At 69.3% G+C, this 14079-nt stretch carries 14 protein-coding genes and 2 rRNA genes; 12 read left to right on the top strand and 4 right to left on the bottom strand.

The window, feature by feature from the left end; all coding sequences use genetic code 11:
- The 4 genes from BLR21_RS29415 to BLR21_RS29400 all read left to right on the top strand — a co-directional run.
- Positions 1-89 (top strand): 23S ribosomal RNA (locus BLR21_RS29415); the annotation flags it as partial.
- Positions 90-198: 109 nt separating this feature from the next.
- Positions 199-315 (top strand): 5S ribosomal RNA (rrf, locus tag BLR21_RS29410).
- Positions 316-462: 147 nt separating this feature from the next.
- Entirely contained in the window at positions 463-2004 is a 1542-nt protein-coding gene (locus tag BLR21_RS29405) for a deoxyguanosinetriphosphate triphosphohydrolase family protein (RefSeq protein ID WP_090010991.1), read from the top strand.
- 147 nt (positions 2005-2151) lie between these two features.
- Complete coding sequence (locus BLR21_RS29400) at positions 2152-4944, top strand: S8 family serine peptidase (RefSeq protein WP_256335011.1); 2793 nt, start codon at positions 2152-2154, stop codon at positions 4942-4944.
- A 124-nt stretch (positions 4945-5068) separates the two neighbouring features.
- Here the strand turns inward: BLR21_RS29400 and BLR21_RS29395 are convergent, their stop codons facing one another.
- On the bottom strand, positions 5069-6049 hold the full coding sequence (locus BLR21_RS29395) for a helix-turn-helix domain-containing protein (protein ID WP_090010987.1): 981 nt from the start codon (positions 6047-6049) through the stop codon (positions 5069-5071).
- 236 nt (positions 6050-6285) lie between these two features.
- Between BLR21_RS29395 and BLR21_RS29390 the strand changes: the two genes are divergently transcribed.
- From BLR21_RS29390 to BLR21_RS29370, 5 genes are read left to right on the top strand one after another with little or no spacing between them, the layout of a single operon-like run.
- The gene (locus tag BLR21_RS29390) at positions 6286-6966 is read left to right on the top strand and encodes an acVLRF1 family peptidyl-tRNA hydrolase (RefSeq protein ID WP_090011028.1); all 681 of its coding nucleotides are present in this window, start codon (positions 6286-6288) and stop codon (positions 6964-6966) included.
- Positions 6959-7384 carry a hypothetical protein gene (locus BLR21_RS42790; RefSeq protein ID WP_090010985.1) on the top strand — a complete coding sequence of 142 codons (426 nt, stop codon included), beginning with the start codon at positions 6959-6961 and terminating at the stop codon, positions 7382-7384. The genes BLR21_RS29390 and BLR21_RS42790 overlap by 8 nt, the downstream gene beginning before the upstream one ends.
- A gap of 10 nt (positions 7385-7394) precedes the next feature.
- Positions 7395-7898 carry a SigE family RNA polymerase sigma factor gene (locus BLR21_RS29380; protein WP_143027910.1) on the top strand — a complete coding sequence of 168 codons (504 nt, stop codon included), beginning with the start codon at positions 7395-7397 and terminating at the stop codon, positions 7896-7898.
- Positions 7898-8371 carry a hypothetical protein gene (locus tag BLR21_RS29375; protein ID WP_090010982.1) on the top strand — a complete coding sequence of 158 codons (474 nt, stop codon included), beginning with the start codon at positions 7898-7900 and terminating at the stop codon, positions 8369-8371. Before BLR21_RS29380 ends, BLR21_RS29375 begins: the two co-directional genes overlap by 1 nt.
- 17 nt (positions 8372-8388) lie before the next feature.
- Positions 8389-8637 (top strand): hypothetical protein, encoded by a 249-nt coding sequence (locus tag BLR21_RS29370; protein ID WP_090010979.1) that lies wholly within the window; start codon positions 8389-8391, stop codon positions 8635-8637.
- Here the strand turns inward: BLR21_RS29370 and BLR21_RS29365 are convergent.
- Both BLR21_RS29365 and BLR21_RS29360 read right to left on the bottom strand, forming a co-directional pair.
- Positions 8603-9178: an NAD(P)-dependent oxidoreductase gene (locus tag BLR21_RS29365; protein WP_090010977.1), complete on the bottom strand. Its 576-nt coding sequence runs from the start codon at positions 9176-9178 to the stop codon at positions 8603-8605. The two genes, BLR21_RS29370 and BLR21_RS29365, sit on opposite strands and share 35 nt — an antisense overlap.
- Complete coding sequence (locus tag BLR21_RS29360; protein ID WP_256335010.1) at positions 9175-10056, bottom strand: DMT family transporter; 882 nt, start codon at positions 10054-10056, stop codon at positions 9175-9177. The genes BLR21_RS29365 and BLR21_RS29360 overlap by 4 nt, the downstream gene beginning before the upstream one ends.
- A gap of 80 nt (positions 10057-10136) precedes the next feature.
- Between BLR21_RS29360 and BLR21_RS29355 the strand changes: the two genes are divergently transcribed.
- Positions 10137-11024, top strand: a complete 888-nt coding sequence (locus BLR21_RS29355) for a LysR family transcriptional regulator (RefSeq protein ID WP_030479127.1) — start codon at positions 10137-10139, stop codon at positions 11022-11024.
- A 91-nt stretch (positions 11025-11115) separates the two neighbouring features.
- On the opposite strand, the gene BLR21_RS29350 is transcribed toward BLR21_RS29355, so the two are convergent.
- Positions 11116-11880, bottom strand: coding sequence for an SDR family oxidoreductase (locus BLR21_RS29350; protein ID WP_090010973.1), 765 nt, complete (start codon positions 11878-11880; stop codon positions 11116-11118).
- Positions 11881-12027: 147 nt separating this feature from the next.
- Here BLR21_RS29350 and BLR21_RS29345 point away from each other — a divergent pair, with 147 nt between their 5' ends.
- Positions 12028-13656 carry an ABC-F family ATP-binding cassette domain-containing protein gene (locus BLR21_RS29345; RefSeq protein ID WP_090010971.1) on the top strand — a complete coding sequence of 543 codons (1629 nt, stop codon included), beginning with the start codon at positions 12028-12030 and terminating at the stop codon, positions 13654-13656.
- Between the two features lie 174 nt (positions 13657-13830).
- Positions 13831-14040 carry a helix-turn-helix domain-containing protein gene (locus BLR21_RS29340; protein ID WP_030473247.1) on the top strand — a complete coding sequence of 70 codons (210 nt, stop codon included), beginning with the start codon at positions 13831-13833 and terminating at the stop codon, positions 14038-14040.
- Positions 14041-14079 lie beyond the last annotated feature (39 nt).

Here is a 14079-nt window from a genome sequence, read left to right as displayed (position 1 = left end):
CCAGCTAGACCACTGGGTTGATAGGCCAGAGGTGGAAGACCGGTAACGGTTGGAGCTGACTGGTACTAATAGGCCGAGGACTTGTTACAAAGACGCTACGCATCCACTGTGCGGTTCTGGAAGAACAACCAGGACCGGTCGAACCCGCTGGCAGGTTGTTTTCTGCTGGTTCGGGGTTGAGGTTGAATTCCATAGTGTTTCGGTGGTTATAGCGTTGGGGAAACACCCGGTCCCATTCCGAACCCGGTAGTTAAGCCCTTCTGCGCCGATGGTACTGCACTGGTTACGGTGTGGGAGAGTAGGTCGCCGCCGAACTTAATTTGCCCTGCGGGTTGAGCGCCACAAGCGCTCCCCGCAGGGCTTTTTTTGCGTTCGCCGGCTTCGGCGTGATCATCGGCGCCACCGCGCAATGAGCAGGACGCGTGGGGCGCCGAGGCTCTGGCTGCCGGTACCTTCTTCACCATGCACCACGAGCTACGCACCGCCCGCCGGTCAGCCGGCGTGGGGAGGACCGCAGACCTCGCCACGAACCCGTTCCGGGTCGACCGCGACCGCGTGGCGAGCTCCCCGTTCTTCGCGAGGCTCGGCGGAGTCACCCAGGTCGTCAGCTCCACCGGCTCGGGCCTGCTCGTGCACAACCGCCTCACCCACAGCCTGAAGGTCGCCCAGGCCGCGCGCGCCATCGCGGAACGGCTGACCACCCGCCCCGAGCTGACCGCGGTGCTCGAGAAGCTGGGAGGGTGCGACCCCGACGTCGTCGAGGCCGCCGCCCTCGCGCACGACCTGGGGCACCCGCCGTTCGGCCATCTCGGGGAGCAGGTGCTCGACCGGCTGGCCCGGCACAGGTTCGGGTTGGCGGACGGGTTCGAAGGCAACGCCCAGTCGTTCCGGATCATCACGACCACGGACGTGCGGGGCCCCAAGGCGCTCGGCCTCGACCTGACCGTGGCGGTGCGAGCGGCGATGCTGAAGTACCCGTGGACGCGTCACCAGTCGCTCGGCGTGCCGGTCGCGCCCCGTGGTGCGGCCGAGCCGGAGGACATGCCGGGCACCGGTAGCGCGAAGTTCTCCGCGTACGTGACGGAGATCAACGACCTGCGGCAGGCGCGCGAGCCGTTCGAGGGGCGCGTCGAGTCGTGGCAGCAGACCGTCGAGGCGAGCGTCATGGACACCGCGGACGACATCGCGTACGCGATCCACGACCTGGAGGACTTCCATCGGGTCGGGGTGTTGCAGCACGCGACGGTCGCCGCCGAGCTCGGCACGTGGCAGGCGCAGGCGCTCGACCTGGCCGGGCTGAGTGACGCCGAGCTGAGTGCCGAGATCCGGATGCCGGGGCGGTCGCTGGAGACGCTCAGGAGGCGCATGCACCTCAAGGACTCCTGGGTGATGAGCGACGAGGCGTTCGCGATGGCGGTGCGCAAGGTCAGCAAGGAGCTCGTCGACGGGTTGCTGTCGGTGCCGTTCGACGGGTCGGTCGAGGCCGAGCAGGCGGTCGCCGGGTTCAGCGCGCGGTGGACGCGCCGGCTCGTGGACGCGGTCGGGGTGATCGAGGAGCCCACGCCGCGGTCCGGGCATGTGGTGCTGGCGGTTCCACAGTGGCACGAGGTGCAGGTGCTGAAGTTCGTGCACCGCCGCTTTGTGTTGCTGCGGCCGGATCTGGCTCTGCACCAACGTGGACAGGCGCGTTTGCTCGGTTCGCTCGTGGACGCGCTGGAGCAGTGGGTGACCGACCGGGCGGAGGCGGACCGGTTGCCGCGCAGGCTGCACGATCTGGTGGAGCTGGCCGAAACGGAGTACGCGGCGCTCGCCCGGACGGAGCCGTCCACATTGGTCGGTGCCGCCGGTGAGCTGCCGGTCGGGCCTGACGCTGTCCGGGGACTGGCGCGGGGACGGGCGGTCGTCGACTTCGTGGCGTCGCTCACCGACAACCAGGCAGCCGCACTGCTGGAAGCCCTTTCCGGGCGAACCGGTCAGTTGTGGACTGACGCGTTTGTTCTGTGAAGTGTGATTGCGTCTGCTAAGTGGGAAGTAGCCCAATCGGATGCTGACTGTGATCAGGCAAGCACCATACGTTGGCGCCTCGACCGGGAATCGCCGGTCGCAAGCCGCGTGCTCGGGGGCACGCCAACGTTCGGGGGAGAAACTCCTGTGCGCCGATCTCGAAGAGGCACGACCTTAGTCACCGCAGGTACCGCAGTTCTTCTGGCCGCACTCACCGCAGTCACGCCGGCGTCCGCTGATCCGGGCAAGGCGTCCAAGTCCATCAGCGACCGCACGGCAGCGCAGATCTCCGCGCTGCAGAGCATCAAGAAGTCGCTCACCCCAGCCGAGTCCAAAGTGGACAGCGCACTGGTCGTGGAGGCACGCAAGCGCGTCTCAACTGGTACCACGAGCGCCCTTCCGCAGGTGCAGACCGGCGTTGCCGTGACGCCGAAGTCCACCACTCTCGTCGACATCCGTGCCAAGCAGTACTCCGAGGACCTGGTCAACGCTGTCCGCGCGGCGGGCGGACAGATCCGGGCAGTGTCCCCCGAGCACCGCACCGTGCGCGCGGAGGTGCCGGTCGCGAAGATCGCCGAGATCGCCGGTCGCTCCGACGTCGCCCGGGTCGAGCCGGGCAGCGACGCGATGACGCAGGACGTGAAGAACAAGAAGGACACCAGGTCCCGCAAGCACGCTCCGTCCAAAGAGGACAAGTCGAGGGAGGTCGAGCGCCGGCTCTCGGAGAAGCAGCTCTCGGTCCAGGCCGCCAAGGTCGCGGAGAGCGACAGGGCGCACAACGCCGAGGCCGCACGTGGTTCCTTCCGCGTGACCGGTGTCGGCGTGAAGCTCTGCGCGCTGTCGGACGGCGTGGGCTCACTGGCCGTGTCGCAGGCCTCCGGTGAACTGCCGGCCGTCGACATCGTGCCGGGCCAGGCGGGTTCCGGTGACGAGGGCACCGCGATGCTCGAGATCCTGCACGACCTCGCGCCCAACGCCGAACTCGGCTTCGCCACGGCGTTCAACGGCGACGCGAGCTTCGCGGACAACATCAAGAAGCTGCGCTTCGACCTCGGGTGCGACGTCATCGTCGACGACGTCATCTACTTCAACGAGTCGCCGTTCCAGGACGGCATCATCGCGCGCGCCGTGGACGCGGTCGTCGCGGACGGCGCGATGTTCTTCTCCAGCGCGGGCAACCAGGGCAACGTCGAGGACGGCACCTCCGGCCACTACGAGGGCCAGTTCGTCGACTCCGGTGTGGGCGTCGGCAAGTTCGCCGGCTCCGCGCACGACTTCAACCCGGACCCGAACGCCAAGCAGCTGTTCAACCCGCTGTCGAACTTCTCCGGCGACACCCCGACGGTGCTGCACTGGGCCGACCCGCTCGGCCAGTCGGCCAACGACTACGACCTCTACCTGGTCAACACCCAGGGCAACGTCGTGACGTTCAGCCAGAACAACCAGGACGGCGCACAGGACCCGTACGAGCGCATCAACACCCCGGCGAGCTCGACCGGGACGCGCCTCGCGGTCGTGAAGTACCGCGGCGACGACAAGTACTTCGCGCTGTCGCTGTTCGGTGGCCGGTTCGCCGACACCAACGACGGCCTCAAGAAGTACGTCACGCCGGGCACCACCCGCGGCCACTCGGCGGCCAAGGGCGCGATCTCCGTCGCGGCCGCACCCGCCGCCGCGGCACTGCCGTTCGACCTCGAACCGGGCGACCCGGCCAACCCGAAGGGCCCGTACCCCAACGCCTTCGACGGCACGCAGAAGCCGGAGCGCTTCACCTCCGACGGGCCGCGCAGGACGTTCTTCGCACCGGACGGCTCGCCGCTCGCCGAGAACCGGCAGAAGCCGGACATCACCGCGGCCGACGGCGTGACCACGTCGGTGCCGGGCTTCGCGCCGTTCTTCGGCACGTCCGCCTCTGCTCCGAACGCCGCCGCGATCGCCGGTCTGGTCCTGTCCGGCAACCCGACGCTGACGCCCGCCGAGGTCAGGGAAGCCCTTGTGGCGACGGCGATCGACATCGTCGAGTCCGGTGTGGACAACCGCACCGGCGCCGGCATCGTGATGGCCGACCGCGTCCTGCAGTACACGGGTGCGTCGCCGCAGGCACTGGCCCGCGCGCAGAAGCCGGCGATCGTCAACGACGCCGACGGAAGCGCTTTCCTGAAGCCGGGCACGAGTGCCACGGTGACGGTGCCGGTGGCCAACAACGGTGACGGCTCGGCCGCGTCGACCTCGGTCGTGCTGACGACGACGTCGGCCGGCGTGACCATCGCGCCGCGCTCCAAGTACTACGGCAACATCGACCCGGGCCAGACCGTCAGCAACACCTACAAGGTGACCGTGCCGGCCTCGGCCGCGCTCGGTTCGGCGGTCAAGCTCGACGCACGCGTGACCTACGCCGGCTCGACGTCACCGACGACCAGTTCGTTCACGCTCCGCGTGGGTGAGCCGGCGCGCGACTTCAAGTCGTTCGCGTACACCGGCGCACCGGTCGCCATCCCGGACAACGACCAGACCGGCGTCTCCATCCCGCTGCCGGTCACGGGTGTCGGCGCGGCGTCGAACCTGAAGTTCTCCGTGGACGGCGCGACGTGTTCGACGACCGAGGGCTCCACGACGGTCGGCATCGACCACACCTTCGCCGGCGACCTGGTGGGCACGCTCACCTCGCCGTCCGGCAAGTCCGTGACGCTGTTCTCGCGGTCGGGCGGCACCGGCAACAACATCTGCCAGGCCGTGTTCGACGACGCGGCCACGTCGCCGTTCTCGAGCGTGACCAGCGCCAACGCGCCGTTCACCGGCTCGTGGAAGGCGGGTGCGCCGCTGTCCTCGCTGACCGCGGAGCCCGTCGACGGCACGTGGGTGTTCAAGGTCGCCGACGTGGTGGGCTCCGACCGCGGTTCGATCCGCTCGGTGACCCTCAGCGTCGCCGGCTGGGTCTGATGACCTGATCTGATGCGAACGGAAGGCCCCCGGCGCGCCGGGGGCCTTCTCGCATGCAAGGGGCACAACGAAAGGGGCGCCTCCCAGGCTGGGAAGCGCCCCTCACGTGTCTGTCAGAGCCTTGCTAGCGGTTCGGCCACTCCCACCGGATGCCGAACACACCAGGACCGAACCCGAGCGCCACGGCGTGCACGCCGCCGCCCGAGTCCAGGGTGAGGTTCCGGCGTCGCGAGGGCGTCTCGTCGCCCGCGGGCACGCTGTACTGCTGCACCCGCGAAGGCAGGTTCGTCTCGTCGAACCGGACCTCGATCACGTACTCGCGTACCGGCAGCCGGAACTTGCGCGCGAACGTGTTGTTGCCCTTGGGGGCGTGGCCCTCGGGGAACACCAGCTGGTATTCCATGATGAGGGTCTCGCCGCGGGTCAGCGGCCGTTCGAACATCATCTCCGCGACCATGATGTTGGCCTCGTGGTCACGGGCGATGCGGCCGAGGTGGCAGTTGCGCACGTTCAGGATCTCGGGGAGTACGTCGGACTCCTCGGTCTCGAACACGAGCGCCCAGCGGTCGGGCCCGTCCTGCTCCGCACGGAGGATCTGCCGCACCCACACGGATTTCTGCCCGCCGTCGGCAGAGATCTCGATGCGGTCGTGCTGGCTGATCCGGCCGAGCTTGAGGTCAGAGGACGTGTCGACCTTCGAGAGCAGATTCGCGACCCGCTCCCTTCGCGCCCACAGGGCGTCGATCGGCATCATGGTCGTCGGGCGGCAACGGCGACCTCGCGGACGAGGTGGACCGAGCAACGCCGACAGACCCGACTGAGGCACTCCCAGAACCGACTCGAGGTGCCGCAGCGCCTCCAGTGACTCAGGGCGTTCAGGCCTTCGTCGTCCTGACTGCCAGTAGCTGAGCGTCGCGACGCTGATGGTCACTCCGCGCAGTGCCAACCGGTGCTGGATGCGGTCGAGACTGAGTCGGCTAGCCTTGATCGCCGCCCTCAACGCTTCCGGGAACGGTCCCGTCGTCAAGAGCTGCGTAAGGCTGCCGTGGTTCGTCGAGTCAGTGTCCTCGACGGTCAGTGTTGGTCGACCGGCAGCAGTCGTCATGGTGACTCCCCGCTGTCATAAGATCACGCCCCAGTGACCCTACCCGTCCGTGAACATCGCTGGTCGGAGCCGGATGGAGTCAATGGTTAATCCATACGGTTGATGAGTTCACGCTTTCGAGACTCATCTGTCAAGTGAATCGAACCCATCAGTAACATCTCTGTGCCGTTCACGCCCCGTGTCGGGTCGGTTCTGGTGTGTGCACGATGATCGGCTTCGGAGGAGGTGGCGGCCAGGTGAGCAGGGTGCGCCCGGTGCCCGGTGGACGGGCCGTCGAGGTCGAGCCGGAACGGGTTCTGGGCTGGATCGACCGGTTCGCGGACCGGCACGGCGTGGTCGAGGTCCGAATGGCCGAAGCCGAGGTCGTCATCACCGCCGAGGACGGCGCGACGGCCACGTTCGCGACGCGCGGCGGTACCTCTCTATATGAGGTAGTTGAAAAGTTGACGGAGCCCCGCAGGATCGGGCTGGTCCTCGTGCGGCTTGGCGGTCACAGCGTCGGTGTGGCGTTCGGCGGCAGGGTCGAGGTGTCGGCCACCGACCGCAAGCAGGTCCACGGCCGCATCCGGGCCGGCGGGTGGTCGCAGCAGCGGTTCGCCCGGCGCCGCGAGGGCCAGGCCAGGGTGGCGCTGCAGGCCGCCGCGGACGACGTGGCCAGGGTGCTCGTGCCGCGGCTCGCCGACCTCGACAGCGTCGTGCTGGGCGGCGACTGGCAGGCACTGGACGTGCTGCGCAACGACCGCAGGCTCGCGGGCGTCTTCAGCAGGGCCGAGGAACGCGTGCTGGACGTGCCGGAACCCCGGCGGACGGTCCTGGACGAGGCCGCGGCACGAGCCCGCTGCGTGGAGATCGTGATCCAGGACACACGGGCAACCGGACCGGAGCCCGGCCACATGGATACGGGTGAGGGTGCCTGATCCTGGCGCCACCGACCTGCTGGAGCTGCAAGTGCGCAAACGAATGGTGATCGTGGCCGGAGCGGTCGCGCTGGGTGCCATCGGCATCGCGGTGCCCGCCCTCGCGCTGAGTGGCGGCGACAGCGCGCCCCAGCCCACGACCTCGGCTCCGCAGCCGCCCACGTCGTCCCCGGTCTCGACCAGTCCCTCGGTGCTGCCGCCGGTCTCGACCAGTCCTTCGGTGCTGCCGCCGGCCTCGACCCCGCCCGAGGTCACGCCGACCACCGTGCTGCCGCCGCCCACGACCGCGCCTCCATCGATGTCGCACCCGCCGACGACCGCGCCCCCGTCGGTCCTGCCGACGCCGTCGGTCAGCCACAGCCCCACGACGTGGGCCCCGCCCGCCACGACGCCGGCTCCGTCGTCCTCCGCCCGGTAGGGAGTCACCTCTGAACTGGGAGGCCGAGTTCACCGACTGCTTCGACCGGTACGCCGACTCGATGCGGTTCACCGCGTTCTTGTTGTGCGGGAACTGGCACGAGGCGGAAGACCTCATGCAGTCGGGGTTCTTGAAGCTGTACCTGGCCGGTCCGAAGCTCTCGGACCGGTCGGGGCTGGAGCCGTACCTGCGTCAGATCGTCGTGCGGACGTTCCTCGCGGAACGCCGCAAGGTGCGGTGGCGCAGGGAGAAGCTGACTGACGCACCCCCAGAGGGCCTGTCCTCCGTCGCAGGGACGGAGGACAGGCTCGTGGTGTGGCAGGCGCTCACCGCCGTGCCCGCACGGCAACGCGCTGTCCTCGTGCTGCGCTTTTGGCACGATCTCAGCGTCGAGGACACCGCGACGGCGCTGAACTGCTCGACGGGCACGGTGAAGTCGCAGAGCAGCAAGGGCCTGGAGACGCTGCGGCGCAGGCTGGGACCGGAGTTCGACCACTTGAGGCTGGAGGTGTGATGGTTCGCGAGGACGACCTGCGGGCGACTTTCTCCGCTCTGCACCAGGACGGGGCGCCGCCGCGTGCCGTCACCGCGGCCGACCTGATCCAGCGCGGCCAGGCCGTGCGGTCCCGGCGCCGCACCATCGCGGTGGTCGGCAGCGGCCTCGCGACCGTGGGGGTCGTGGCGGTGGCGCTCGCCGTGCTGCCGGCCGCGGCACCCCCGCAACCGGCGACACCGGGGCCGGCCTCGACGACGTCGCGGGTTCCGCCGACCACGTCGCCGTCGTCGCCTTCCGTGGAACCGCCGCCGACGACGCTGAACCCGCCCAGTTCGCACGCGCCGCAGACACCGCCGGTCCAGTCGACGACGCCGCCCGGCGCCACGACGCCGACGCCCGGCTCGGTGGCGAAGCCGAACGTGCAGTCGACGTCCGTGCCGCCGCCCTCCTCGTCCTCCAGCGTTTATTCGGTGCCGCCGACCTCCCGCTGAGCGGCATGATCCGGGCCATGATCGCTCTGATCCGGCTGGTCGAGATCACCGATGCCAATCGCGATGCCGTGGTCGCCGTGCGCGTGCATCCCGCGCAGGAGCGGTTCGTCGCATCCGTCGAGAAGTCCTTCGTGGATGCGCGGGAGAACCCCGAGGCCGAACCGTGGTTCCGCGCGGTCTACGACGGCGACGTGCCGGTCGGGTTCGTACCCACCGGGGAGGACGGCGAGATCATCCTGCGGCTGGACCTGGGCTCGCGACCGTGAAGTGCCGGTCGGTGCCGGGGGTCTCCAGCTCGTCGAGCACCGCCACGGCGAGGTCCTCCGCCGAGATCACGGACGGGCCGGTCAGCAGCTCGTCCGTGCCGCGCCGGTAGGAGCCGGTGCGCTCGCCTGGTTCGAGCAGCGCGGGCGGGCTCAGGTAGACCCAGTCGGCGCGATGGGCCTTGCACTCCTCCAGTTGACGCATGCTCGCCTCGGCGACGGGACGGATGTGCGGCGGCACGTACCGCTCGTCGTCGAGCACGAGGCCGGTGCCGTCCGGTGTTCGCAGCGGTGCGGCGCCACCGACGACGATGACCCGCGTACGTGTCGCGAATGCCGCGTCGAGCACCACCGTCGAGGTGACGCCCGTCGTGGCCACCACCGCACTGTCCACTCCGGACAAAACACTGTCCATCAGCTCCCGGTCGGTGGCGTCACCGCCGGCGCCGCGGGAAACACCTGTCACGTCGTGCCCGCGCCGCACCGCCTCCGCGACGACCCGCGAACCGACCATGCCGGACGCGCCGACGACTGCGATCTTCACTGGAGAACTCCTTTGGCGAGAACGGGTGCCGGTCGCTGACTGGCGACGATCGCGGCGAGGGCGAGTGCGAAACCGGTGAGCTGCACCGGGTCCAGGGTCTGGCCGAGGACGGCGACGCCGAGCACCGCGGCGACCATCGGGGACAGCAGGCCGAGCATCGAGACGGACGTGACCGGCAGCGTGGTGATCGCGCGGAACCACAGCACGTAGGCGAGCAGGCCGCCGACACCGCCGAGCCACAGGTAGCCGAGCAGCGCGGTGAGGCCGATCGCGGGCGGCGGGCCCTCGAACAGGAACGTCACCGGCACCAGGAACAGCCCGCCCGCGGTGAGCTGCCAGCCCGCGAACGCCGTCGGGCTCGCCCCGACCGGCCTGCCCCACTTCTTCGTCAGCGTCACGCCGAGCGCCATGGTCGCGGCGCCGCCCAGTCCGGCCAGCACGCCGACCAGGTCGAACCCGGCGGCCGGGCCGAGGACCACGAGTCCGACGCCGAGCATGCCGATCACGCCCCAGGCGAGCCGCCACGCGGACGGGTTCTCCCTGAGCACCCCGACCGCCAGCAGTGCCACCACGAGCGGCTGTGCGGCGCCCAGGGTGGCCGCGACGCCACCGGGCAGGCGTTCGGCCGCGATGAACAGGAATGGGAAGAACAGGCCGATGTTGAGCACTCCCAGCACGGCAGCCTTCGCCCACCACGACCCGCGCGGCAGCGTCCTGGTCAGCGCCAGCGCGATCAGTCCCGCGGGAAGCGCGCGCACCAGGCCCGCGAAGAGCGGGTGGCCCACCGGCAGCAGTTCGGTCGTGACCACGTAGGTCGAGCCCCAGACCACCGGTGCGAACGCCGCGAGCGCGGTGCGGGAGAGGTCGCTGTTTCTCACGCCCTCCAGTGTTGGCGCGATCGATCAATGAGTTCAACACATGCTTTTCATCCGATCCATCGTGATTCAAGATGGATGACGTGGAGCTCCAGCAGATGCGGTACGTGGTGGCGGTCGCCGAGACGGGCAGCTTCACCAAGGCCGCCCGGCAGTGCCTGGTCGTGCAGTCGGCGTTGAGCCATCAGATCGCCCGGCTCGAACGGTCGCTGGGCGCGCGGTTGTTCGAACGCACCAGCCGCAGCGTGCGGCTGACCCCGGCGGGCGCGGCGTTCCTGCCGTCCGCGCGGCAGTGCCTCGACCTGGCCGAACGGGCGGCGGCCGAGGTCGCGGCGGCGGTGGGGGAGGTGCGCGGGCGAGTGGTGGTCGGCGTGATCCCGACCGTCGCCGCCGTCGATCTGCCGGCCGCGTTGAAGGTGTTCCGCGAGCGCTATCCGCAGGTGCGGGTCGCGTTGCGGATGCTGTCGAGCTACGAGCTCGTCGACCAGGTGCGGCAGGGCGGGCTCGACCTCGCGTTCCTCGGCTTGCCGCTGGGGGTGCGCCCGGAAGGCGTGCGGGGCCGGGAGCTGGCACGTGACGAGCACGTGGCCGTGATGGCGCCGGGGCATCCGCTCGCGCGGCAGGAGTCGACGAACCTGCGGACCCTGGCGGAGGAGCTGTTCGCCGACTTCCCGGCGGGGTCGCCGGGGCGGACGCAGTCGGACCAGGCCTTCTCGATCGCGGGACTGCACCGCGAGGTCGCGTTCGAGGTGACGACCGCGGAGCTGATGGCCGGGCTGATCCGGGAGGGGCTCGCGGTGGCCGTGCTGCCGTCGCGGTACACGCCGCGGCTGAGCGGGGTGGTGACCGTGCCGATCGTGGACGGGCCCTCGCGGGTGGAGCACCTGGTGTGGAGCGCGGGTGGGCTGACTCCGGCGGCCGCGGCGTTCCTGGACGTGCTCGGAGTGCCCGAAACTGTCGGTGGTGCCTGAGATAATGAAATCTAGGGGACCCCCTGCGGGGGACCCCTGCGTGAGCGTGGCCCGGCCTGCGGTGCTGTGGCCCGGCCTGCGGTGCTGTGACTCAGCCGGCGGTGCCCGTGGAGAGCAGACCCCCGTCGACGCGGACGGTCTCGCCCGTGATCCACGAAGCGCCGTCCGAACACAGGAAAGCCACGAGAGAGGCGACGTCCTCAGGCGTGCCGAGGCGCTTCATCGGGTACTGCTGCGCGGCTTCCTCCTCGCGGCCGACGTAGAGCGCCTCCGCGAACTTCGTCTTCACCACGGCGGGCGCGACGGCGTTCACGCGCACCTTCGGGCCGAGCTGCCACGCGAGTTCCTCGGTCAGGCGGATCAGCGCCGCCTTGGACGCGCCGTACGCGCCGATCACGCCCGTGGACCGGATGCCGCCGACCGACGCGATGTTCACGACGGCGCCGCCGTGCTCGCTCATCCACGCCTTCCACGCGAGCTGGACGAAACCGAGGGCGGCCACCACGTTGACGTCGAAGATCTTCTTGACGGCGTTCAGGTCGGCCTCCATCAGGAAGCCGAACTGCGGGTTGATGCCGGTGTTGTTCACGAGCACGTCGAGACGGCCGAACTCCTCGACCGTGCGTGCCACGGCCTCTTCGCGGGACGCGTCGTCGCCTGCGTTGCCTGCGACCGCGAGGACGCGACCGCCCGTGTCGGCTTCCAGTTGCGAGGCGGCCTCGGCCAGCTGGTCGGCCTTGCGGCCCGTGATCGTGACGGAGGCGCCGCGAGAGAGGAGCTCGCGTGCGATGCCGTGGCCGATACCGCGCGACGCGCCGGTGACCAGCGCGGCCTTGCCCGAGAAGTCTTCGCTCATGGCCGCAATCTATGCGTCCCGCCACAGGTGGGAAATTCGATGGTCGTGATCCCGTAGAATGGTCTGCGTGATCCTCCTGGAGTAGGCCGAACCGGACGTGCCATCCCTTGCCATGCCCGGAGTTCCTGTAGCTACTCGGAGTTTCTTTTGATCACCGCAACTGACATGGAGTTGCGCGCGGGCTCACGCATTCTGGTGAGCGGCGCCAACCTGCGCGTTCAGCCCGGCGACCGCATCGGCCTCGTGGGCCGCAACGGTGCCGGCAAGACCACCTCCCTGCGCGTTCTCGCCGGTGAGGGCCAGCCCTACGCCGGCGCCATCCTGCGCAAGGGCGCGCTCGGCTACCTGCCGCAGGACCCGCGCGAGGGCGACCTGTCGGTCATCGCCAAGGACCGGGTGCTGTCGGCGCGCGGTCTCGACGAGCTGCTCCGCGACATGGAGAAGGCCCAGTCGAAGATGGCCGAGCTGGTCGACCCGGACGAACTCGACGTCGCCGTCGCCAAGTACGGCAAGCTCGAGGACCGCTTCTCCTCGCTCGGTGGTTACGCCGCCGAGTCCGAGGCCGCCCGCATCTGCTCGAACCTCGGCCTGCCGGACCGCGTGCTGGCGCAGCCGCTCAGCACGCTGTCCGGTGGTCAGCGCCGCCGCGTCGAGCTGGCCCGCATCCTGTTCGCCGCGTCCGAGGCGGGCATCGGCGCCAAGTCGAGCACGATCCTGCTGATCGACGAGCCCACGAACCACCTCGACGCCGACTCGATCACGTGGCTGCGCGGCTTCCTCAAGTCGCACGACGGCGGCCTCGTCGTGATCTCGCACGACGTCGAACTGCTCGACGACGTCGTGAACAAGGTGTGGTTCCTCGACGCGATGCGCGGCGAGGTCGACATCTACAACCTCGGCTGGAAGAAGTACCTCGAAGCCCGTGCGACGGACGAGAAGCGTCGCCGTCGTGAGCGCGCCAACGCCGAGAAGAAGGCCGGCGCGCTGATGACGCAGGCCGCCAAGATGGGTGCGAAGGCCACGAAGGCCGTTGCGGCGCAGAACATGGCGAAGCGTGCCCAGAAGCTGCTCGACGGTCTCGACGAGGTGCGCCAGAGCGACAAGGTCGCGAAGATCAGCTTCCCGTCGCCCGCCCCGTGCGGCAAGACCCCTTTGATGGCAGAGGGTCTGAGCAAGTCCTACGGTTCGCTGGAGATCTTCACCGGCGTGGACCTGGCCATCGACAAGGGTTCCCGCGTCGTCGTGCTCGGCTTCAACGGTGCCGGCAAGACGACGCTGCTGCGGTTGCTGGGCGGCAGCGAGAAGGCGGACGCGGGCGGCGTCGTGCCCGGTCACGGCCTGAAGATCGGTTATTTCGCGCAGGAGCACGAGACGCTCGACCACAACGCGTCGGTGTGGGAGAACATCCGCCACATGGCGCCGGACGAGCAGGAGCAGCGGCTGCGGTCGTTGCTCGGCACGTTCCTGTTCAGCGGCGAGCAGCTCGACCAGCCGGCGGGCACGTTGTCCGGTGGCGAGAAGACGCGGCTCGCGCTGGCCGGTCTGGTGTCGTCGGCGGCGAACGTGCTGCTGCTCGACGAGCCGACCAACAACCTCGACCCGGCCTCGCGCGAGCAGGTGCTCGACGCGTTGCGGCGGTACGAGGGCGCCGTCGTCCTGGTGACGCACGACCCCGGCGCGGTCGAGGCGCTGGAGCCCGAGCGGGTGATCCTGCTGCCCGACGGCACAGAGGACCACTGGTCCGAGGACTATCTGGACCTCGTTCAGCTGGCGTGATCTCCACCCGTCAAAGGATTACCGAGCGCGTTCTGTGATCAACTGAGTGTGATCGAATCGACCGTTCACCGATCTCTTTGCTTGATCACCTGGCGTTCTGCCGGTTCCTGTTCGATCATTGCGACGACAGGGGCCGTCAAACGGCCCACCTGCTCGTACGGAAGGCGGGACAAGGTGGCTGACCTGAAGAAGGGTGCCCGGATCACCGGCGCCACACGGGACAAGCTGGCCGCTGACCTGAAGAAGAAGTACGAAAAGGGCGCGAGCATCCGGGCTTTGGCCGAGAGCACCGGGCGTTCCTACGGCTTCGTGCACCGGGTTCTGTCGGAATCCGGGGTCACGCTGCGCGGTCGCGGTGGCGCCACCCGGACGAAGAAGAAGTAGCCACAACTCAGACTGCTACTCTCCGGTAACTAGCTTCTA

Origin of the sequence: Lentzea albidocapillata subsp. violacea (assembly GCF_900100275.1) — a bacterium.
Taxonomy (GTDB): Bacteria; Actinomycetota; Actinomycetes; order Mycobacteriales; family Pseudonocardiaceae; genus Lentzea; species Lentzea violacea.
This window is presented reverse-complemented; position numbering and strand designations above follow the sequence as displayed.